This window comes from Duganella paludis, assembly GCF_054461335.1.
The window spans coordinates 4,835,066-4,855,849 of sequence record NZ_CM136922.1 but is presented as its reverse complement, the minus strand read 5'-3'; the positions used below and the strand labels follow the sequence as shown (position 1 = coordinate 4,855,849).

General features: G+C 64.6%; 19 protein-coding genes. 6 read left to right on the top strand and 13 right to left on the bottom strand.

Translation table 11 applies throughout. From position 1 onward, the window contains the following. Nucleotides 1-24: 24 nt before the first annotated feature. The 5 genes from ACXZ1M_RS21405 (at nt 25) to ACXZ1M_RS21385 (ending at nt 5,865) form a co-directional block, all read left to right on the top strand. Nucleotides 25-945, top strand: coding sequence for an AAA family ATPase (locus ACXZ1M_RS21405; protein ID WP_459049644.1), 921 nt, complete (start codon nt 25-27; stop codon nt 943-945). A 6-nt stretch (nt 946-951) separates the two neighbouring features. Continuing rightward, a complete protein-coding gene (locus ACXZ1M_RS21400; RefSeq protein WP_459049643.1) occupies nt 952-1,959 on the top strand; it encodes a DUF58 domain-containing protein in 1,008 nt (335 codons plus the stop codon). After that, nucleotides 1,956-3,956, top strand: a complete 2,001-nt coding sequence (locus tag ACXZ1M_RS21395; protein ID WP_459049642.1) for a transglutaminase family protein — start codon at nt 1,956-1,958, stop codon at nt 3,954-3,956. Before ACXZ1M_RS21400 ends, ACXZ1M_RS21395 begins: the two co-directional genes overlap by 4 nt. Further along, nucleotides 3,947-5,107, top strand: a complete 1,161-nt coding sequence (mltB, locus tag ACXZ1M_RS21390; protein WP_459049641.1) for a lytic murein transglycosylase B — start codon at nt 3,947-3,949, stop codon at nt 5,105-5,107. Before ACXZ1M_RS21395 ends, mltB begins: the two co-directional genes overlap by 10 nt. A 416-nt stretch (nt 5,108-5,523) precedes the next feature. Beyond that, nucleotides 5,524-5,865, top strand: a complete 342-nt coding sequence (locus ACXZ1M_RS21385; RefSeq protein ID WP_373991074.1) for a hypothetical protein — start codon at nt 5,524-5,526, stop codon at nt 5,863-5,865. Between the two features lie 81 nt (nt 5,866-5,946). On the opposite strand, the gene cysM is transcribed toward ACXZ1M_RS21385, so the two are convergent. Continuing rightward, a complete protein-coding gene (gene cysM / locus ACXZ1M_RS21380) occupies nt 5,947-6,849 on the bottom strand; it encodes a cysteine synthase CysM (protein ID WP_459049640.1) in 903 nt (300 codons plus the stop codon). Nucleotides 6,850-6,993: 144 nt separating this feature from the next. Here cysM and ACXZ1M_RS21375 point away from each other — a divergent pair, with 144 nt between their 5' ends. Beyond that, nucleotides 6,994-8,763, top strand: coding sequence for an FAD-dependent oxidoreductase (locus ACXZ1M_RS21375; protein WP_459049639.1), 1,770 nt, complete (start codon nt 6,994-6,996; stop codon nt 8,761-8,763). Nucleotides 8,764-8,839: 76 nt separating this feature from the next. On the opposite strand, the gene ACXZ1M_RS21370 is transcribed toward ACXZ1M_RS21375, so the two are convergent. The 12 genes from ACXZ1M_RS21370 to hisC all read right to left on the bottom strand — a co-directional run bounded on the left by ACXZ1M_RS21370 (nt 8,840) and on the right by hisC (nt 20,766). Then, on the bottom strand, nt 8,840-10,159 hold the full coding sequence (locus tag ACXZ1M_RS21370) for an MBL fold metallo-hydrolase (protein WP_459049638.1): 1,320 nt from the start codon (nt 10,157-10,159) through the stop codon (nt 8,840-8,842). Beyond that, the gene (locus tag ACXZ1M_RS21365; protein ID WP_459049637.1) at nt 10,159-11,517 is read right to left on the bottom strand and encodes a M28 family peptidase; all 1,359 of its coding nucleotides are present in this window, start codon (nt 11,515-11,517) and stop codon (nt 10,159-10,161) included. Before ACXZ1M_RS21365 ends, ACXZ1M_RS21370 begins: the two co-directional genes overlap by 1 nt. 62 nt (nt 11,518-11,579) lie before the next feature. Beyond that, complete coding sequence (locus ACXZ1M_RS21360) at nt 11,580-11,876, bottom strand: ComEA family DNA-binding protein (protein WP_459049636.1); 297 nt, start codon at nt 11,874-11,876, stop codon at nt 11,580-11,582. A gap of 118 nt (nt 11,877-11,994) precedes the next feature. Further along, complete coding sequence (gene rfaE1 / locus ACXZ1M_RS21355; RefSeq protein WP_459049635.1) at nt 11,995-12,918, bottom strand: D-glycero-beta-D-manno-heptose-7-phosphate kinase; 924 nt, start codon at nt 12,916-12,918, stop codon at nt 11,995-11,997. A gap of 53 nt (nt 12,919-12,971) precedes the next feature. Beyond that, on the bottom strand, nt 12,972-14,147 hold the full coding sequence (gene lapB, locus ACXZ1M_RS21350; RefSeq protein WP_459049634.1) for a lipopolysaccharide assembly protein LapB: 1,176 nt from the start codon (nt 14,145-14,147) through the stop codon (nt 12,972-12,974). Between the two features lie 18 nt (nt 14,148-14,165). After that, the gene (locus ACXZ1M_RS21345) at nt 14,166-14,468 is read right to left on the bottom strand and encodes a LapA family protein (RefSeq protein ID WP_373991064.1); all 303 of its coding nucleotides are present in this window, start codon (nt 14,466-14,468) and stop codon (nt 14,166-14,168) included. 106 nt (nt 14,469-14,574) lie between these two features. Further along, nucleotides 14,575-14,880 (bottom strand): integration host factor subunit beta, encoded by a 306-nt coding sequence (locus tag ACXZ1M_RS21340; protein ID WP_072787195.1) that lies wholly within the window; start codon nt 14,878-14,880, stop codon nt 14,575-14,577. Between the two features lie 10 nt (nt 14,881-14,890). Then, entirely contained in the window at nt 14,891-16,567 is a 1,677-nt protein-coding gene (gene rpsA / locus ACXZ1M_RS21335; protein ID WP_459054058.1) for a 30S ribosomal protein S1, read from the bottom strand. A 76-nt stretch (nt 16,568-16,643) separates the two neighbouring features. After that, nucleotides 16,644-17,312: a (d)CMP kinase gene (cmk, locus tag ACXZ1M_RS21330; protein ID WP_459049633.1), complete on the bottom strand. Its 669-nt coding sequence runs from the start codon at nt 17,310-17,312 to the stop codon at nt 16,644-16,646. Between the two features lie 5 nt (nt 17,313-17,317). After that, the gene (gene aroA / locus ACXZ1M_RS21325) at nt 17,318-18,631 is read right to left on the bottom strand and encodes a 3-phosphoshikimate 1-carboxyvinyltransferase (RefSeq protein ID WP_459049632.1); all 1,314 of its coding nucleotides are present in this window, start codon (nt 18,629-18,631) and stop codon (nt 17,318-17,320) included. Nucleotides 18,632-18,739: 108 nt separating this feature from the next. Beyond that, nucleotides 18,740-19,657 (bottom strand): prephenate dehydrogenase, encoded by a 918-nt coding sequence (locus tag ACXZ1M_RS21320; RefSeq protein ID WP_459049631.1) that lies wholly within the window; start codon nt 19,655-19,657, stop codon nt 18,740-18,742. Next, complete coding sequence (hisC, locus tag ACXZ1M_RS21315; protein WP_459049630.1) at nt 19,657-20,766, bottom strand: histidinol-phosphate transaminase; 1,110 nt, start codon at nt 20,764-20,766, stop codon at nt 19,657-19,659. Before hisC ends, ACXZ1M_RS21320 begins: the two co-directional genes overlap by 1 nt. Nucleotides 20,767-20,784 lie beyond the last annotated feature (18 nt).

Below are 20,784 nucleotides of genomic sequence, written 5' to 3'. Positions count from 1 at the left end.
AGGCGCTAATCTACCATACATATCATGACGACAAAATTGCATGCCGTGGCTCGGCAGGTGGGCGAGATCATCGTCGGCAAGGATTTGCAGATCCGCCAGGCCTTGACTTGCCTGCTGGCCGGCGGCCATCTGCTGGTGGAGGATGTGCCGGGCGTGGGCAAGACCACATTGGCCCATGCGCTGTCGATTTCGCTGGGCTTGCGCTTCAACCGCGTGCAATTCACCAGCGACCTGCTGCCGGCCGATGTCAACGGTATTTCGATTTATGAGCGCGAGAAGAATGGCTTCGTGTTCCATCCGGGCCCGATCTTCACCCAGGTGCTGCTGGCAGATGAGATCAACCGCGCCACGCCGAAGACCCAATCAGGCCTGCTGGAGGCGATGGAGGAACGGCAGGTCAGCGCCGACGGCGTCACGCGCGCCCTGCCCGAGCCTTTTTTCGTGATCGCTACCCAGAATCCGACCCACCAGATCGGCACCTTCCCGCTGCCCGAGTCGCAGCTGGACCGCTTCCTGATGTGCCTTTCGCTCGGCTACCCGGACGCCGCCGCCGAGCGCGCGCTGCTGATGGGCGAGGACCGCCGCCTGCTGCTCAAGTCCCTGCCCGCCGCCATGACGCCGGCCGAACTGGCGCAGGCGCAGCAAGGCCTGCGCCGCATCCACGCCTCGGCCGCGCTGATCGATTACGTGCAGGCGCTGGCGGCGGCCTCGCGCCAGAACGGCATGTTCGCCGAGGGCCTGAGTCCGCGCGCGGCCATCGCGCTGCTGCAGGCGGCCCGCGCCTGGGCCGCGCTGGAGGGCCGCGACCATGTGCTGCCCGAGGATGTGCAGGCGGTGCTGGTGCCGGTGTGTGCGCATCGTCTGCGGCCTTTGAAGTCGGCGCACGGTGTGGCGCTGGCCAGCCGCGACCTGGTGTTGCAGCTGCAAGAGTCGGTGCCGGTGTAAAGGACCATGGCCGGCGCGCTGCAATCGCTGTATCGCATGGGCCGGGCGAAGGTCCGTGATCAATGGCTGTTCCAGCTGCGCGACAGCGAGCCTGGCACGGTGACCCTGACCATGCGCCGCGTGTTCATCCTGCCCACCCGCGCCGGCATCGCGTTTGCCGTGCTGCTGCTGGTGATGCTGATCGGCGCTCTCAATTACAACCTGGGCCTGGGCTTTGCGCTGACCTTTTTCACCGGCGCCTGCGCGGTGGCCGATATGTACCTGACCGCCAAGAACCTGGCCTTGCTGCAGCTGGCGCCGGGCCGCGCGCAGCCGGTGTTCGCCGGCGAGGAGGCGCAGTTCGAACTGCACATCCTTAACCGCAGCAAGCAGGATCGCTTTGCCGTGTGGCTGGGCTTCCAGGCCGACGGCGAGCCGCGCCAGGTGACCGATATCGCGGCCGGCGCGGACAGCGCGGTGCGGCTGTCGGCCGCCACGCGTGAACGCGGCTGGCTGGCGGCGCCGCGCGTGCGGCTGGTGACGCGCTTTCCGCTTGGCCTGTTCCGCGCCTGGAGCTACTGGCGGCCGGATGCGAAGGTGCTGGTGTATCCGGCGCCGGAGTCGCCGCCGCAGCCGTTGCCGTCGAGCGGCGCGGCCAGCGAGGATGGGCATGGCACGGTGGGGCTGGATAATTTCGCCGGCATCCGCAGTTATCAGGCCGGCGATCCGCTCAAGCATCTGGCGTGGCGGCAGATCGCGCGCCACGATCCGGCGCTGGGCGGGCAGCTGGTGACCAAGCATTTCGAGGGCGGCGCGGTGGCCGAACTGACGCTGGACTTTGGCGCGCTGCCGTTGCAGATGGACCTGGAGCAGAAACTGTCGCGCATGGCCGGCTGGGTGCTGGCGGCCGAGCAGCGCGCCCTGCCCTACACCTTCCGCCTGGCGCAGCACGAGTACGGCCCGGCCCTCGGCGACGCCCACCGCGCCGCTTGCCTGCGCGCGCTGGCCCTGTTAGACCGCGAGGGCGCGCAATGAAGCGGCTGGCGCTGCGCCTGACGCGCGACAAGTCGGACACGCTGCTGTTGCTGGCCGCCGCGCTGATGGTGCTGGCGCCGCACGTGGCCCATCTGCCGCCGTGGATCAGCGCCCTGGCCGGCGTGACGCTGCTGTGGCGCGCAGCCATCACCTGGCTGGGCCGGCGCATGCCGCCGGTGTGGCTGCTGGCGCCGATCGCGGTGGCGGCCATGGGCGGCGTCTACCTCACCTTCCGCACCCTGCTCGGCCGCGACGCCGGCGTCGCCATGCTGGTACTGCTGCTGGCGTTCAAGCTGCTGGAGATGCACGCCAAACGCGACCTGTTCGTGGTCACCTTCCTCAGCTTCTTCGTCCTGCTGACCAATTTCCTCTACTCGCAAACCATCCCCACCGCGCTGTTCGTGGCGCTCACGCTGGTGGTGCTGCTGACCGCCCAGCAATCGTTCCAGTACACCGGCGCCGTGCCGCCGCTGGGCCGGCGCCTGCGCACCACGGCCAGGCTGTGCGCGCTGGCCGCGCCGCTGGCGGCGCTGCTGTTCGTCGGCTTCCCGCGCATCCAGGGCCCGTTGTGGGGCCTGCCGGGCGATGCGCTGGGCGGCAAGACCGGCTTGAGCGACAGCATGGCGCCCGGCACCCTGTCGACGCTGGCGCAGTCCGACGAGCCGGCCTTCCGCGTGCGCTTCCTCGACGCCGCGCCGCCGCAGCAGCAGCTGTACTGGCGCAGCATCGTGCTAGGCGACTACGACGGCCGCACCTGGACCCGCGTGCCGCGCAAGCGCGGCCTGCAGCGGCTGGAGATCGCCATCCAGGCGCGCGGCAGGCCGGTGCGCTACGAGACCACCATGGAGGCCAGCAACACGCGCTGGCTAGCGCTGCTGGAGCTGGCCGGCCCGGATTTCCGCCTGCCCGGCCACCGCGTGCGCGACACCGACGAGATGGAGCAGTTCACCGCCGATCCCATCGAACGCCGCCTGCGCTTCAGCGCCAGCGCCTATCCCGAGTACGCGCTGCAAGCCGGCGAACTGCCCGAGCGCATGACGCGCTGGCTGGAACTGCCGTCCGGTTTCAACCCGCGCACGCTGGCGCTGGCGCAGCAGCTGCGCGCGCAACTGCCCGGCGCCGACGCCGCCCGCCTCAGCGAGGCCGTGCTGACCCGCTTCCGCACGTTCGGCTACGACTACACGCTGGAGCCGCCGCTGCTGGGCCGCGATGCGGTCGACGATTTCCTCTTCACCAGCAAGGCCGGCTTTTGCGAGCACTACGCCGGCGCCTACGTGGTGCTGATGCGCGCCATGGGCGTGGCCGCGCGCGTGGTCACCGGCTACCAGGGCGGCGAGCGCAATCCGGTCGACGGTTACCTGACCGTGCGCCAGTCCGACGCCCACGCCTGGGCCGAGATCTGGTCGCCGGAGGCCGGCTGGCGGCGCGTCGACCCCACCGCCGCCGTCGCGCCGGAACGGGTGCAGCGCAACCTCGCGCGCGCCCTGCCGCGCCCCGCCGCCTTCGGCCTGGCGCCGCTGCTCGACCTGCAAAACAATCCCGATTCGTGGCTGGCGCAACTCAGATTCAACTATGGCGCGCTGAATAATTCTTGGAATCAATGGGTCCTGGATTACAATCCCGAGAGGCAGCGAAGTTTCCTCGAAGAATTAAGCTCCGTGCTGCTGAATGGGCGCAGCGCGCTCGGTGCGACGCTGGTGCTCGGCCTGCTGTACGCTTGGCGCTGGCGGCGTCGGCTGCGGCCGGCCGATCCGCTCGACGGCCTGTACGCCGCCTTTTGCCGGCAGCAGGCGCGTCACGGTTATGCGCGCCGCCCGGACGAAGGGCCGCAGCGCTACGCGCAGCGCCTGCGGGCGATGGCCGGCAGCCCGGAAAAGCACGCTGCCATGGACCAGTTTTTACACCTGTACGGTATGCTGAAGTATGGCGCCGGCGGGACCGAATCACGCAAGGCGTCGCTGACGACCTTGAAAACACTGTTACCTAGATGCCGATGAAGACTTTGATGACCGCCCTGCTGCTCAGCGCAGCCACCCTCAGCGCCGGCGCCGCCAGCGCCCAGGTCGACCGCTACGGCTATACCCTGCCGCCGAGCATGCAGAAAAAGAAAAAGCCGGCCGCGCCGAAGAAGAAGGCCGTGCCGGCCATCGACTACGTCGGCGAGTACGTCAACTTCGGCGACTGGAAAGAGGTGCGCGCCTTCCTCGACGACCTGGCGGCCCGCCAGGGTTTCGACCGCGCCGCGCTGGACACGCTGATGGCGCAGGTGCGCTACGTCGACGCCGCCGTGCAGCTGGTCAAGCCGGCGCCGCCGGGCAAGCCGAAGAACTGGCAAGCCTACAGCAAGCTGATGATCGACCCGGTGCGCATCGACGCCGGCGTGAAATTCTGGAACGAGAACAGCGACGCGCTGGCGCGCGCCGAATCGCAGTACGGCATTCCGGCCGACGTCATCGTGGCCATCATCGGCATTGAAACCGTGTACGGCCGCAACACCGGCCGCTTCCGCGTGCTCGACGCGCTGACCACGCTGGCCTTCTCCTATCCGGAGGCGCCGCAGCGGCGCGAGCGCATGGCCTTCTTCCGTGGCGAAGTGGAGGCGACCTTGCTGTTCGCGCGCCAGACCGGCATCGATCCGCTGTCGCTCAAGGGCTCGTTCGCCGGCGCGGTCGGCATGCCGCAATTCATGCCCAGCAGCGTGATGAAATACGCGGTCGATTTCGACGGCAACGGCGCCATCGACCTGCTCGGTTCCAGCAGCGACGCCATCGGCAGCGTGGCGGCCTTCCTGGCCGGCCACGGCTGGCAGCGCGAACAGACCGGCCCGCTGGTGGTCGCGGCCAGCGTGTCGCCCAACCGCGCCTGGGAACCGATGATCAACCAGGGCCTGGAAGCCAAGTACCGCCCGCAGGAATTGAACGCGGCGGGCGTGACGCCGGCCGCGCCACCGCCGGATCAGCTGTATGGCCTGGTGGATTTGCAGAACGGCGCCGAGCCGACCGAGTACTGGCTGGCGAACAGCAATTTCTTCGCCATCACGCAATACAACCGCAGCTATTTTTATGCGATGTCGGTGGTGGAGCTGGGCCGCGCGGTGCGCACGGCGCGCGCCGGCTCGGGCGCGTCAGGAATTACTTCAGGAATGTAAGCAAGCGTAAAAAGCTTAGGCCCGTGGGCTTGCCCACGGTATCGTTAAGTTGACACTTGGAAATTATTACTGCCTGCGCACGATAGGCGGGCGACTTGAGCAACTTTACAACGAAATTGCTTTACAATTAACTTTAATTGTTAAACAAAGTGTGCACAACAGAGCTTAACATACTAGTCGGTGTATAATTCTCACACAATGTTGCAGTCGGACAACAATACCTTGCGGGAAGAGCTTTTTTTTATTGCTGCCAAGTATTAGATTGCAGATTGTTGTACAATTGTGTATATATTATGAAACTTGTTATCCTGGAACCCGTGTCCGTGTGTGAGTCTCCCTGGTAAGGATGGACATAGACGCAGCAAAGCCCCGAGTGTTGTACTTTGCAGGACAACTTTACAGAAGGAAAAGACGACATGACAAACCAAGTCGGCATAGACATGAACAACGATGCGGATGGCGATGATCTGCTGCAATACAATCCCAACCGCCTGCTCGATACCCTGATCGAGAACCTGCGTCTGAAAAACGACGCGGCACTGTCGCGTGCGCTGGAAGTCGCGCCGCCTGTGATCAGCAAAATTCGTCACCACCGTCTGCCGGTCGGCGCTTCGCTGCTGATCCGCATGCACGAGGTGAGCGACCTGAGCATCCGCGACCTGCGTTACTTGATGGGCGACCGCCGCAACAAGTTCCGTATCAGCGACAAGCAATTCAAGCCGAAAGAAGGCGAAACCCCAGGCGGCGGCCAAGGCTGATCCAGCCCTAGGCGCAGCACCCGCTAAGTGCCCTCCTCCCTTTACGCAAGGGACGAGGGCATTTTGCTTGGGCGCTTGGTTTTATGCAGGAAACACGCCGGTCGACAGGTAGCGGTCGCCGCGGTCGCAGACGATGAACACGATGGTCGCGTTCTCCACGGTTTGCGAAATGCGCAACGCGATCTCGCAGGCGCCGGCGGCCGAGATGCCGCAGAAGATGCCTTCCTCGGCGGCCATGCGGCGCGCCATGCGTTCGGCCGCCGCCTGCGACACCGCCTCCACGCGGTCCACGCGCGAGCGGTCGTAGATTTTCGGCAGGTAGGCTTCCGGCCACTTGCGGATGCCGGGGATGGACGAGCCCTCTTCCGGCTCGGCGCCGATGATCTGGATCGCCGGATTCTGTTCCTTCAGGTAACGTGAAGTGCCCATGATGGTGCCGGTGGTGCCCATGGCGCTGACGAAGTGCGTCACGCGGCCGTCGGTGTCGCGCCAGATTTCCGGGCCGGTGCTGTCGTAGTGGGCGCGGGCGTTGTCCTGGTTGCCGAACTGGTCGAGGATGATGCCCTTGCCGTCCTTCTGCAACTGCTCGGCCATGTCGCGCGCGTATTCCATGCCGCCGGTCTTGGGCGTGAGCATGATCTGCGCGCCGTAGGCGGCCATGCTCTGGCGCCGTTCCACGCTCAGGTTCTCCGGCATCAGCAACAGCATCTTGTAACCACGGATGGCGGCAGCCATCGCCAGCGCGATGCCAGTGTTGCCGCTGGTCGCTTCGATCAGGGTGTCGCCGGGCTTGATGTCGCCGCGCTCCTCGGCGCGGGTCAGCATCGACATGGCGGCGCGGTCCTTGACGGAACCGGCCGGATTATTGCCTTCCAGCTTGCCCAGGATGATGTTGTTGCGTGCGGCCGCATCGGCGCCGGGCAGACGCACCAGTTGCACCAGCGGCGTGTTGCCGATCGTATCCTGCAAAGTCTTGTAAGCCATTGTCTTCTTGTTTGAGTTCGCCAAAACAACCATTTTAGCCCACTTGCAGGAAAGGGGCCGGCCCTCCCATAAGACTTTGGACTGGGCGACCTGCATGCGCTAGACTGGCAACACTTGTGCAACCATCTTCATAGCGGATTTCCCATGGCAACCACCTCTTCCGACCTGCTGCCCGAACTGACGCCGGACGAACCCGCGCCGAGCAGCGCGCTCAACCTGGAGCAGCGCCGGCATCAGATCTTCCCCACCCTGAGCGCGGCCGACGTCCGCCACATGCAGCGCTTCGGCCACGTCATGTGCTTCAAGAACGGCGAGACCATCTTCGAGGCCGGCAAGACCAGCTTCGGCCTGGTGCTGGTGCTGAAAGGCGGGATCGAAGTCAATCGCTATGACGGCCTGGGCAACACCTCCTACGTCACCACCCACCAGCCGGGCCAGTTCAGCGGCGAGGTGGCGCAACTGTCGGGCCGACCTTCGCTGGGCAACGGCCACGCCGTGGGCGACGTCGAGGCGCTGGTGGTGCCGTCGGAATCGCTGCGCGCGCTGCTAGTGGCGCACGCCGAACTGGGCGAGCGCATCGTGCGCGCGCTGATCCTGCGCCGCGTCGGCTTGATCGAGGAAGCCTCGGGCGGCCCGGTGATCGTCGGGCCGCGCGGCCACGGCCGCATTCACACGCTGCAAACCTTCCTGGCCGCCAACGGCCACCCGCACATCGTGCTCGATCCCACGCAGGACCGCCAGGCGGCCGACCTGATGGAGCACTACCGGCCGACGCCGGAAGAACTGCCGCTGGTGGTGTGCCCGGACGGCGAGGTCAAGAAAAATCCCACCGTGGTCGAGATCGGCCGCTGCCTGGGCATGCTGCCGCAACTCGACAGCGACAAGGTGTGGGATGTGATCGTGGTCGGCGCCGGCCCGGCCGGGCTGGCGACGGCGGTGTACGCCGCCTCGGAAGGCCTGTCGGTGCTGGCGCTGGAAACCCGCGCCTACGGCGGCCAGGCCGGCGCCAGCGCCCGCATCGAAAACTACCTGGGCTTCCCCACCGGCGTCTCCGGCCGCGCGCTGGCGGGCCGCGCCTACGTGCAGGCGCAGAAGTTCGGCGTGGAAGTGGCCATCCCGGCGCCGGCCGGGCGGTTGATCTGCGACACCTACCCGCTGCAAGTGGAAATGTGCGGCAGCCTGCAGCACCTGAAGGCGCGCACGGTGGTGCTGTCCTGCGGCGCGCGCTACCGCCGGCCGTCGCTGGCCAACCTCAAGCAGTTCGAGGGCAAGGGCGTGTACTACTGGGCCTCGCCGGTGGAGGCCAAGCTGTGCAAGACGGAGGAAATCGTGCTGGTCGGCGGCGGCAACTCGGCCGGACAGGCGGCGGTCTTCCTGTCGGGCTACGCGGCCAAGGTGCACATGCTGATCCGCAAGGAAAGTCTGTCGTCCACCATGTCGAGCTACCTGATCGAGCGCATCCAGGCCACGCCGAATATCGAACTGCATACCTGCACCGAAATCATCGCGCTCGAAGGCGACGAGGACGGCCTGAAACAGGTCCGCATCCGCAACGCCAAGACCGAAGAGGAATGCGACTACGACGTCTGCCGCGTGTTCCTGTTCATCGGCGCCGATCCGAACACGGGCTGGCTGAGCGACTGCGGCGTCGACGTCGACGCGAACGGCTTCATCCGCACCGGCTTCGACGTCACCAAAGCGCAGTGCAAGGCCAACTTCGCCAACGGCGTCTACCCGAAAGAGCTGCCGTCGCGCGCGGCGCTGGAAACCAGCGTGCCGGGCGTGTTCGCCATCGGCGACGTCCGCGCCACCTCCACCAAACGGGTCGCCGCAGCGGTGGGCGAAGGCGCGGCAGTGGTCTCGCAAATCCACCAATTCCTCGCCAACTTGCCGGCAGACAAGTTGAGGGCATAGGCACGGGGAGCCTGCGCGAGAGCGGTAAAGCAAGTTGCCGACGATGGCCGCAATGCGTGGCTTGAAACTTGGGTACTCATGCCCGGGTTGCACGCTCCTTGATGCGGCGTAGTTGGGCGGCCTGGTAGGCGGCGAAGGCGTCGTTGAACAGGGTGCGGATCAGCGGGTCGTCGACGATGTCGGCGTCGGCCGGTGCGCCGGCTATGCGCACGTACATGGAGGTCAGCGATTCGCCCAGCGCCAGGCCGGCGTACAGCTTGGCCATCGGGATCTCGGTCATCCACGTCGGCGCTTCTTCATCATCCACCAGCGCGATGCTGTCGCCGTGGATGCGGTAGCGGAACTGCTGCACCGCGCCGGCATGGTCGTAGACCGACAACTGCCATACGCATGGCGTGGCGAAGTAGCTGTCTTCCGGCAGCTCCATGTCTTCGTAGCGTTCCAGCAGTCCGCTGCGGCAGAACGCCAGCACCTGCGCGGCCTGCTCCGCCGTCAGCGCCGCAAAGTGCTGCGCGATTTCCGAGGTCGGCGGCGGCACGATGTCCGGATCGTAGGCGAAGTCGATGTCCTGGTCGCCCACCGGCAGTACCCACGGCAGCGGCGATGACGGCACCAGCGCATCGGCCGTCAACTCCACCGCCACCGATGGATTCAGCCGCAGCACGCGCGCCGACGGCAGCCACTCGCCCACCGCCTGCTCGAACCGCCGGTAGGTGATCGGGAACATCGCATGGTTGTACCACGACCATGGCTCCTGATTGAACTGGCAGGAACTCGGCACCACATAGCGTGGCGCCAACGCCTGCAACTGTTCCGGCCACTCCTCCGGCAGCTCCACCGGCCCGGGCACCGCGCGCGATGGCGCGATCACGTCCACCTCGCGCATGGTCTGGAAAGGCCACAGCACCATGTCCCACGGCGCGTAGGGCTTGAGCTGCTCCAGCGTCTCCGGGTCCATCCACGAATCGACCACGTTGAGCACATTCAGTCCCTCGGCGCGGATCTGGAACATGGAGTCCACGTCGGCATCGAGCGCACGGCGCGTAATCACCTCGAAGCCGCCCACCAGCACCGGCACATCCAGCACCAGCGGCCGCACATCGGCGAAGCCCAGCTCACGGATCATCGCAAAGAGTTCGTCGAACAGGCAGTAGAGATAAATCGGCGTCGCGCGGTCCAGCAGGTCCAGGCTCTCCAGCGAACAGTGGTCATCGTGGAAGTGCGAGATGAACACCGCATCCGGCCGCAGCGCGCACACCTGCGCCAGATCGAAGCGCACATCAGGAAACGCATGGCAGTTCCTGCTGAACGGATTCTCGAACACCGGATCGAACATGATCCGCGTGCCGCCGCTGTCGAACACATAGCCGGCGTGGAGGATACGCGAAATCTTCATCAGCGCAGCGGCGTCGGATAGCTGGCCGGGCTGACGTTGCCGTCAACGTCGATCGCCTGCACGCCGAAGAACACATTGTCCTTCGACAGCGGCAGCGTGAACTCGGTGGCCTTGCCGACGAACTTCGAGCCCTGCCAATCGGCCGCCGTGGTGTCGCGCCAGACGATGCGGTAACCCGCCAGATCCGGCTCGCCGTTGGCCTGCCAAACCAGTTCGGTATCGTTCTGCAGCTTGGAGGTGCGCACCTGCACCTTCTGCGGCGCGGCCGGCGCCAGCGCCAGCGTCGACAGCGCCGCCGCGTTCACGCGCGCCACCTTGGCGATGTAGTTGTAGTCGTTGTACTGCGGCAGATCGCCGATCAACACACCGTTCTCGGTACGGATGTTCTGGTGCTGATGATTGAAATCCTCGGCCGGCTCGGTGAAGCGCAAGGCCGCATAGCCGCGCTCCAGGAACGGCATGTGATCGCCGCCGCGCAGATAGCGGTCGCGCCGCTGGATTACGTTCACTTTAAACTTCGGCACATAGCGCTCGCCGGCCTCCTTCACCGCGCGCGCCAATTGGCGCGACAGCGAATCGTTCTCGCCGCCGGTCTGGATCAGCGTGCGCACCGCGTCGCTGGCCTCCTTCTGCACCGGCAGCCCTTCGGCGAACAGACGCACCTGCGTGTCGTCCTTCTTGCCATGTTCATCGCGCGAACTGCCGATGATATCGTTGGTGAACATGCCGGCGATGTTCAGGTTCTTCTGCTTAGCCTGCTCGGCCCAATGCGCCGCGCCCAGCAAGCCCTGCTCCTCCGCCGCCACCGTCATGAACACCAGCGTGGCGTCGAATTTGTACTTGGCCATCACGCAGGCCATCTCCATCACCGCCGCCGTGCCGGAAGCGTCGTCGTTGGCGCCGGGGGCGTCGCCCGCCGCGTCCATCACATCGGTGTTGCGCGAGTCGTAATGGCCGCTGACCACGTACATGCGCTCCACCGATGCCGCCTGCGTGCCCGGCAAGGTCGCCACCACGTTGACGATCTCGGTCGGCTTGCTGATGCGCGCGGAGACCGGCGCGATATGGCTGTCGAAGTCCACCTTCAGCGCGGTGCCGGCGCCGCAGCGCTCCAGCTCCGTCTTGATCCAGCGCCGCGCGGCGCCGATGCCCTCGGTCTCCGACACCGTGTCCGACATCGTATGGCGCGTGCGGAAGCCCACCAGCTTGCGGATGGTGGCCTCAATGCGGGCGGGGGAAATTTCCTTGACGATGCGGTCGATCTGAGCCTGATGACGCTTGGTATCAGGCGTAACAGGTTCGGCGGCCATGGCCGGCACTGCGATCAGCAGGGCCAGCGCGAGAGGTTTGTACTGCATGCGGCGGTCTCCGTTTGGAAAGCCCGCAGCGGGTCGCCACGGGCCGTTGGGAAACCACTATCTTACTTGCTGGCTTTGGCCGGCGCACCATCTTTCGACTTGCCGTTCACCTGCAGGCCGGCTTCCGACAGCTTGGCGGCGTTTTTATCGCCGATGCCCTTCACGCGCTGCTCGAAATCGGCCCAGTCCTTGAAATCGCCCTTCTTGCGTTCTTCCAGGATGGCCTTGGTCTTGGCCGGCCCCAGGCCGCGTACACTGTCCAGCGCGGCCGCGTCGGCCTTGTTGACGTCGACCTGGGCCCAGGCCATGCCCATGGTGGCCACCAGCGCGGCCACCGCCATCAGTAGTTTCTTGTACATAAGTGTCTCCGTTAAAGTGAACAAGGGCGACCATCGCACCTTGAATCACCTTAACGGCGACCACTTGCGGCGCGGTTGACAGCGCCGGCTTGAGGCAAATCAAAACGGCGCCAGCCGATCAGGCGCCGAACAACTCCTCGCGCGTGACGGTCGCCGTGCCCAGCTTGCCGACCACGATGCCGCCGGCGCGGTTGGCCGTTTCCACCGCCTCCTGCCAGCCGGCGCCGGTGCCCAGCATGCAGGCCATGGTGGCGATCACGGTGTCGCCGGCGCCCGAAACGTCGAACACTTCGCGCGCCTGGGCCGGCATGTGGAACTGCTCGCCATCGGTGTACAGGGTCATGCCCTCTTCCGAGCGGGTCAGCAGCAAGGCGTCGAGTTTCAGTTCGGCACGCAAGGCCTGCGCCTTGGCGGTCAGCTGCTCTTCGCTGTTCCACGAACCGACGATGCGCTTGAACTCCGACTTGTTCGGCGTCAGCACCGTGGCGCCGGCATAGCGCGTGAAGTCGTCGCCTTTCGGATCGACCATCACCACCTTGCCGGCCGCGCGCGCCGCCGCGATCATGTCGGCCACCGCAACCAGGCTGCCCTTGGCATAGTCCGACAGCACGATCACGTCGTAATCGGCCAGCAGCGTCTTGAACTGCTCCAGCTTGTCGCGCAACACCGTGTCGGTCGGCGCTTCCTCGAAATCGATGCGCACCATCTGCTGCTGGCGGCCGATCACGCGCAGCTTGATGATGGTGGAAATGGCCTGGTCGCGTTTCAGGTAGCTGCGGATGCCGCAGCCTTCCAGCAATTGCGCCACCTCGTCGCCGGCTTCGTCGTCGCCGACGATGCCCAGCAGGCCGGCCTGCGCGCCCAGCGCCGCCGCGTTGCGCGACACGTTGGCGGCGCCGCCCAGGCGCGCTTCGCGCCGCTCGATGCGCACCACCGGCACCGGCGCCTCGGGCGAAATGCGGCTTACTTCGCCGAACCAGTAGCGGTCCAGCATCACGTCACCCACCACCAGGATGCGTACTTTGTCCAGATTCTTCGTCAAAATGGGGCCTCGTTAAGTGCGGGGCGATATGCAACGGCGATGCCGTGGCCATATCAATTCATAACATTCAGTTCTTCGGTGCGGCGCGGCGGATAGCTCTCCCACCGGCTGCAACCAGGACACTGCCAGTAGAACTGGCGCGCCTTGAAGCCGCACTGGCCGCACTGATAGCGCGCCAGCTTTTGCGTGTAGCTGTGCACCAGGTTCTTCACCATCGACAGCTCCGGCATCACCGACGCCGGCGCGTCCATCAGGCGCGCCTCCAGAAACTTGTCCAGTCCCAGCAGCGTCGGCGTGCGGCGCAGCTCATCGCCCACCAGCTGCTTGGCCGCTTCCACGCCGTCGAGCTCCAGCACCGCCTTGTACACCACCTCCACCAGGTCGATCGACGAGGCCTGCTCCAGGTAGGACTTCAGCAGGTTCACGCCTTCCTGCGGGCGGCCCACCTTGCGGTAGCCGTCCATCAGGCGCTGCGCCACCAACGCCACGTGCGGCACGCTGATCTGCTCGACGCGGCGCCAGGTCTGCAACGCGCCTTCGATATCGCCCTTGGCCAGCAGGGCGTCGCCGCTCAGCATGGTGGCGCGCACGTTCACGCGGTCGGCCTGCAGCGACTTCTCCAGCAGCGCCAGGGCCTCTTCCGGATGCATCTGCACCAGCGCATCCTGCGCCAGCTCGCAGTAGAACTGCGCGATTTCCTTCTGGCGCGAACCGGCGCCGGCTTCCTGCAGGCCGATCGCCGCCTCGATGGCGCGCGGCCACTCCTTCTCGCGCTGGAAGATCTCCAGCAGCGCGCGGCGCGCCTGCACCGCATACTGGCCGTTGAGCAGCACGTTGAAGGTCTCCTCGGCGCGGTCCAGCAGGCCGGCCTTCAGATAATCCATGCCCAGCTCATAGCGCGCCTGGTCCTTCTGCTCCTGCGGCAGGTCGGGACGCGCCAGCAGGTTCTGGTGAATGCGGATGGCGCGCTCGGTCTCGCCGCGACGGCGGAACAGGCTACCGAGCGCGAAGTGCATCTCGGCCGATTCCGGATCGAGCCGCACGATGTCGATGAAGGCGTCGACCGCCTTGTCGGCCTGGTCGTTGAGCAGGAAGTTCAGGCCCTTGTAATAGCCGCGCGGCAGGGTGCGCGATTCCGACAGCAGTTGACGGATGTCGACCCGCGCCGCGACCCATCCCAGCCCGAAGAAGACGGGGATGCCCAGTAACCACCAGAGTTCTAATTCCATGCTATGTCTTTGTACTTGTTATTGTGTATTGACGCTGTCCGGCTGCGGCTGGCGGGTGGCCTGCTGCGCCGACGATTGCAGCGTATGAATGGTGACCTTGTGCTTGTTCGTTTCGCGGCGGTGGCGGAACACGGTGGGCGTCAGCGCCAGCACGCCGAGCACGGCGCCGGCCACGAAAAAGCCCAACAGCATCAGCACCAGCGGGCCGCGCAGCTCATAGTGCAGGAACAATTGCAGATCGACTTCCTGCGAGTTTTTCAGGGCGAAGCCGAAAAACAAGACGAAAATCACGAAGCCTATGATGGGGGAGATGAATTTCATCAGCCAGGGTCCTGTTGTAGTGTTCTGAGAGCGCCAGTATCGCACCACGGGCGATAAAAAAAGCGGCATCCCGAAGGACGCCGCTTTGTCTAACTAATGGAATGCTTCAGTCCTCGATGATCGGCTGCCCGACCATCGCGTCAACCCGCTCGCGCAATTGCTTGCCCGGCTTGAAGTGCGGCACCCGTTTTTCAGGCACCATCACCTTGTCGCCCGACTTCGGGTTGCGCCCGATGCGCGGCGGCCGGCTGTTGAGGGCAAAGCTGCCAAAACCACGGATCTCGATGCGCTGACCGGTCGACAAAGCGTTGGTCATCGCATCCAGAATGGTCTTGACGGCATACTCCGCATCTTTGGCCACCAGCTGAGAATAACGCTCAGCCAGGCGGTTGATTAACTCGGACTTAGTCATCGACTAGTTCTTAGTTCTTGTTGTCCAGCTTTGCTTTCAGCAGTGCGCCCAGGCTGGTGGTGCCCGAAGCGGCGCTGCTGTCCGAAGCGATGTTTTTCATCGCTTCAGCGGTGTCGGCCGAATCTTTAGCTTTGATCGACAGCTGGATCGAACGTGCTTTGCGGTCGATGTTGATCACCAGAGCTTCGACGGCATCGCCGACTTTCAGGTGGGTGCCAGCATCTTCAACGCGGTCACGCGAGATTTCCGAAGCGCGCAGGTAGCCTTCAACTTCTTCCGACAGTTGGATCACGGCGCCTTTAGGCTCAACCGATTTCACGGTGCCGTTAACCAGCGAACCTTTGTCGTTCATGGCGGCGAAGTTGTTGAATGGGTCGCCTTCCAGTTGCTTGACGCCCAGGGACACGCGCTCGCGCTCAACGTCGATGGCCAGAACCACGGCTTCCAGTTCGTCACCTTTCTTGAACTTGCGCACGGCTTCTTCGCCGGACTCGGTCCACGACAGATCCGACAGGTGCACCAGACCGTCGATGTTACCGGCCAGGCCGATGAACACGCCGAAGTCGGTGATCGACTTGATGGCGCCACGGACTTTATCGCCCTTCTTGTGGGTTACGCCGAAGTCATCCCATGGGTTGGCTTTGCACTGTTTCATGCCCAGCGAGATACGACGACGCTCTTCGTCGATCTCCAGAACCATCACTTCTACTTCGTCGCCCAGTTGGACAACTTTGTTTGGAGCGACGTTCTTGTTGGTCCAGTCCATTTCCGACACGTGAACCAGGCCTTCGATGCCTTGCTCGACTTCCACGAACGCGCCGTAGTCGGTCAGGTTGGTGACTTTGCCGAACAGACGGGTGCTTTGTGGGTAACGACGCGACAGACCGGTCCATGGGTCATCGCCCAGTTGCTTCACGCCCAGCGAAACACGGTTCTTCTCTTGATCGTATTTCAGGACTTTCGCGGTGATCTCTTGACCAACGGTCAGCACTTCCGATGGGTGACGCACACGACGCCATGCCAGGTCGGTGATGTGCAGCAGGCCGTCGATGCCGCCCAGATCCACGAACGCGCCGTAGTCGGTGATGTTTTTCACAACGCCGGTCACCACGGTGCCTTCTTTCAGCGTTTCCATCAGTTTCTGACGCTCTTCGCCCATCGAAGCTTCGATGACGGCGCGGCGGGACAGAACGACGTTGTTACGCTTGCGGTCCAGTTTGATAACTTTGAATTCGAGGGTCTTGCCTTCGAATGGGGTAGTGTCCTTGACTGGACGGGTGTCGACCAGCGAACCCGGCAGGAAGGCGCGGATGCCGTTGGTCAGAACGGTCAGGCCGCCCTTGACTTTGCCATTGACGGTACCGACGACGATCTCGCCCGATTCCATGGCTTTTTCCAGTGCCAGCCACGAAGCCAGACGCTTGGCTTTGTCGCGCGACAGGATGGTATCGCCGAAACCATTTTCCAGCGATTCGATGGCCACGGAAACGAAGTCACCTACTTTGACTTCCAGTTCGCCTTGGTCATTCTTGAATTCTTCAACAGGGATGAATGCTTCCGATTTCAGGCCGGCGTTGACGATCACGAAGTTGTGATCCAGACGAACGACTTCAGCCGAGATCACTTCGCCCGAACGCATGTCTTGACGCGACAGGGATTCTTCGAAGAGGGCTGCAAAACTTTCCATATTAGACATTGTATTTCCAGGTTGCCAGCAAGGTTCGCGGTATGCGTCTTCAGCTGGGTTAGGGTTGATAAAAGTATTACTTTGCTACGGCGGCATACCATGCCAGGACTTGATGAACCGCTTCGTCAGCGGTCATTTCAGAGGTTTCCAGCAAGTACGCGCCTTCCGCTGGCGCCAGCGGCGCGATGGCCCGGTTCGTATCCCGGTCGTCACGCGCCTGCAAATCCACCAGTAGGTCTTGCATATTAGCAGAAATTCCCTTGTCTATCAATTGCTTATAACGGCGCCCGGCGCGCGCCGCCACGGAGGCGGTCAAAAACACCTTCAGCGGGGCGTGCGGGAAGATCACCGAGCCCATGTCGCGGCCGTCGGCCACCAGGCCCGGCGCCTTGCGGAAACCGAGCTGCAGCCCGGTCAGCGCATGGCGCACGGCCGGGAAGGTAGCGATCTTGGACGCCGTGTTGCCGACCTCCTCGGCGCGGATCGCCTCGGTGACGTTTTCGTGCGACAAAATGATATCGCCGCCCTGGAAACTGCAATGCAGGTGCTCGGCCAGCTTGGCCAGCGAGTGCTCGTCGGCGAGGTCGGTGCCGCGGCGCAGGGCCGACAGCGCCGTCAAGCGATAGAGTGCGCCCGAATCCAGGTAATGGAAGCCGAGCTTATCGGCAACGCGATGTGCGACCGTGCCCTTGCCGGATGCGGTAGGGCCGTCGATGGTAATGACTGGAATCTGGGAAGTTGGCATGGTGATTATTTTGCTATTTCAGCAAAGACGTTAAAGTAGTCGGGGAAAGTCTTGCCCACGCACTTGGGATCGTTGATGCGCATGACATTGCCCTTGCGCGCGGCGCCGTCCAGCGACACCAGCGAGAAGCACATCGCCATGCGGTGGTCGTCGTAGGTATCTATGGTAGCAGGGGTGATCACGGCCGGCGGCGTCACCTTGATGTAGTCGGCGCCCTCCTCCACGATGGCGCCGACCTTGCGCAGCTCAGTGGCCATGGCGGCGATGCGGTCGGTCTCCTTGACGCGCCAGCTGGCGATATTGCGCAGCGTGGACGGGCCGTCGGCGTACAGCGCGGCGATGGCGATGGTCATGGCGGCGTCGGGGATGTGATTGAAATCGGCGTCGATGGCTTTCAGCACGCCGTTGCCGCGCGCCTCGATCCAGTTATCGCCCATGGTGATCTGCGCGCCCATCTGCTCCAGCGCGGCGGCGAAGCGCACGTCGCCCTGGATCGAATCCTTGCCCACGCCTTCGACGCGCACCGGCCCGCCGCCGATGGCGCCGGCGGCCAGGAAGTACGACGCCGACGACGCATCGCCCTCGACGTGGATGGTGCCGGGCGACTGATACACCTGGCCCGGCTGGATGGTGAACGACTCCCAGCCGTTCTGCTCGACCTTCACGCCGAAGCGGCGGATCAGGTTCAGCGTGATCTCGATGTAGGGCTTGGAAATCAGTTCGCCGACCACGTCGATGGTGATGGCGTGTTCTGTCGCCATCAGCGGCGCCACCATCAGCAGCGCGGTCAGGAACTGGCTCGACACATCGCCGCGCACGGACAGGCGCTGGGTGGTGATCTTGCCCTGCTTGATATGCAGCGGCGGGAAGCCGGGGTTGCCGGTGTACTCGACGTTGGTGCCGGCGGCGTTGAGCGCATCGACCAGATCGCCGATCGGACGCTCATGCATGCGCGGCACGCCGTGCAGCGTGTAATCGCCGCCGATGACGGCCAGCGCGGCGGTCAGCGGGCGGATCGCCGTACCGGCATTACCCATGAACAGATCGGCCGACTTATTCGGCAACACGCCGGCCACGCCGGTCACGTGGTGTATGGTGCCGGTGGCGGTCTTCTCCTCGGACCAAACGACGCCGAGCGAGCGCAATGCCGCCAGCATCACGGCGGTATCGTCGGAGGCCAGCAAATCGACAATCGCCACCTGCCCTTGCGACAGCGCCGACAACAGCAAAATGCGGTTGGAAATGGATTTGGAACCAGGCAGGCGCACCACGCCTTGCACATGAGGGACCGTTTGCAGGTCAATAAATTCGTGAGTCATGCTATATCCTTTTGCGGCCGCCCCGTCGCCCTCGCGAAAGCGGGGGCCCATGCGGCATATGCTCAGCATGGACTCCCGCCTGCGCGGGAGCGACGGCACTACGGCCTGTTAATCTGCTTTATCCTTCGATGGCGGCGCTTCCGCCGTTTCGATCGCGGTAATCCATTGATGGCGGGCGCGCTGGGCTTTGCTGTAGACGCTCTCCAGTCCCGCGCCGTCGCCGGCTGCCAGGTGCGCGCGCAGCACCGTCAGCTGCGCCATGTAGGCATCCAACTCCACTAGCAACGCCGGCTGATTGGCCAGGCTGATATCGCGCCACATCTCCGGCGACGAACCCGCGATCCTTGTGAAATCGCGGAAGCCGCTGGCGGCATACTGGAACAGCAAATCCGCATGCGGCTTCTTCGCAATATCGTCCACCAGCGCATACGCCAGCAAGTGCGGCAAATGGCTCACCGCCGCGAACACCTTGTCGTGCTCCTCCGGCGTCAAGCGGTGAATGATCGCGTCGCAGGCGCGCCAGGCGGCCGCCACGCGCTCGATATCAGCCTCCGTATTCTCGGCCAGCGCGGTGATCACCACCTTCTTGCCGACATACAGATTGTCGATGGCCGCATCCGGCCCGTTGGTTTCGCGGCCCGCAATCGGATGGCCCGGCACAAACTGCGCCACCTTGCCGCCCAGCGCGCGCCGCGCCGCAGCCACCACGTCCGACTTGGTGCTGCCGGCGTCGGTCACCACGGTGCCCGCTTGCAGGTGCGGCGCGATGGCCGCCAGTATCGCCTCGGTCTGCGCCACCGGCGCCGCCAGCAGCACCAGGTCCGCGTCGCGCAGCGCTTCGGCCAGCGATGCCGGCTCGCCGGCCACGCCGACCGCGTCGACGATGCCCAGCTCCAGCGCGCGCGCCATCGATGCGGCGCTGCGGCCGACACCGACGATGCGCCCGACCGCGCCCGCCTTCTTCAGCGAGCGCGCAAACGAGCCGCCGATCAGGCCTACGCCAAATATAACGACCTTGTTCAGCATTACTCCGCCAATGCCTTCGACAGCGCCGCGATGAAGACGGCGTTTTCCTGCGGCAGGCCGATGGAAATACGCAGCCATTCAGGCAGGCCGTAGTTGCCGACCGGGCGCACGATCACGCCCTGCTTCAGCAAGGACAGATTCACACGCGCACCGGCGCCCGCATCCGCACCCACTTTCACCAGCACGAAGTTGCCATACGATGGCACATATTCCAGGCCCAGTTTCTCGAACGCTTCCACGAATTGCTGATAGCCGGCCGTGTTGTTGGCCGCGCTTTGCGCCAGGAATTCCTTGTCGTTCAGCGCCGCGATGGCCGCAGCCTGCGCCAGCGAGTTCACATTGAACGGCTGGCGGATGCGGTTCATCAGATCCGTCAGCGCCGGCTGCGCGATCGCGAAGCCCACGCGCAGGCCCGCCAGGCCGTAGGCCTTCGAGAACGTGCGCGACACCAGCAGGTTGGGATACTTCTTCACCCACTCGGCCGATTCGAACTGGTTTTCTTCGGCCAGGAATTCGTTGTAGGCCTCGTCCAGCACCACCACCACGTGCGCCGGCACCTGGGCCAGGAAGGCCTCGATCTCGGCGGCCGGGATGAAGGTGCCGGTCGGGTTGTTCGGGTTGGCGATGAACACCAGGCGCGTATCTTCGCGGATCGCCGCCAGCATGGCCGGCAGGTCGTGGCCGTGCGACTTGGCCGGCACCACGATGTGCTGCGCGCCCACGCCCTGCGTCGCCAGCGCGTACACCGCGAACGAATATTGGGCATACACGATGGACTGGCCGCGCTCCACAAACGCGTGCGCGGCGATTTCCAGGATGTCGTTGGAGCCGTTGCCCAGCGTGATCCAGTCGGCCGGCACGTCGTAGCGTTTCGATAGCGCGCCTTTCAGATCGAAGCCGTTGGCGTCCGGGTAGCGGCCCAGTTCCGCCACGGCGGCCGCCATGGCCTGCTGCGCCGATGCCGGCACGCCGAACGGGTTTTCATTGGAGGCCAGCTTGACGATGCTTGCTTCGTCAAGACCGAATTCACGCGCGACTTCAGCGATCGGTTTGCCGGCCTGGTAAGGGGCGATGGCGCGGACGTATTCCGGGCCGTAGTTCTTGGTCATGTGGTTCTCTTTTCTGAT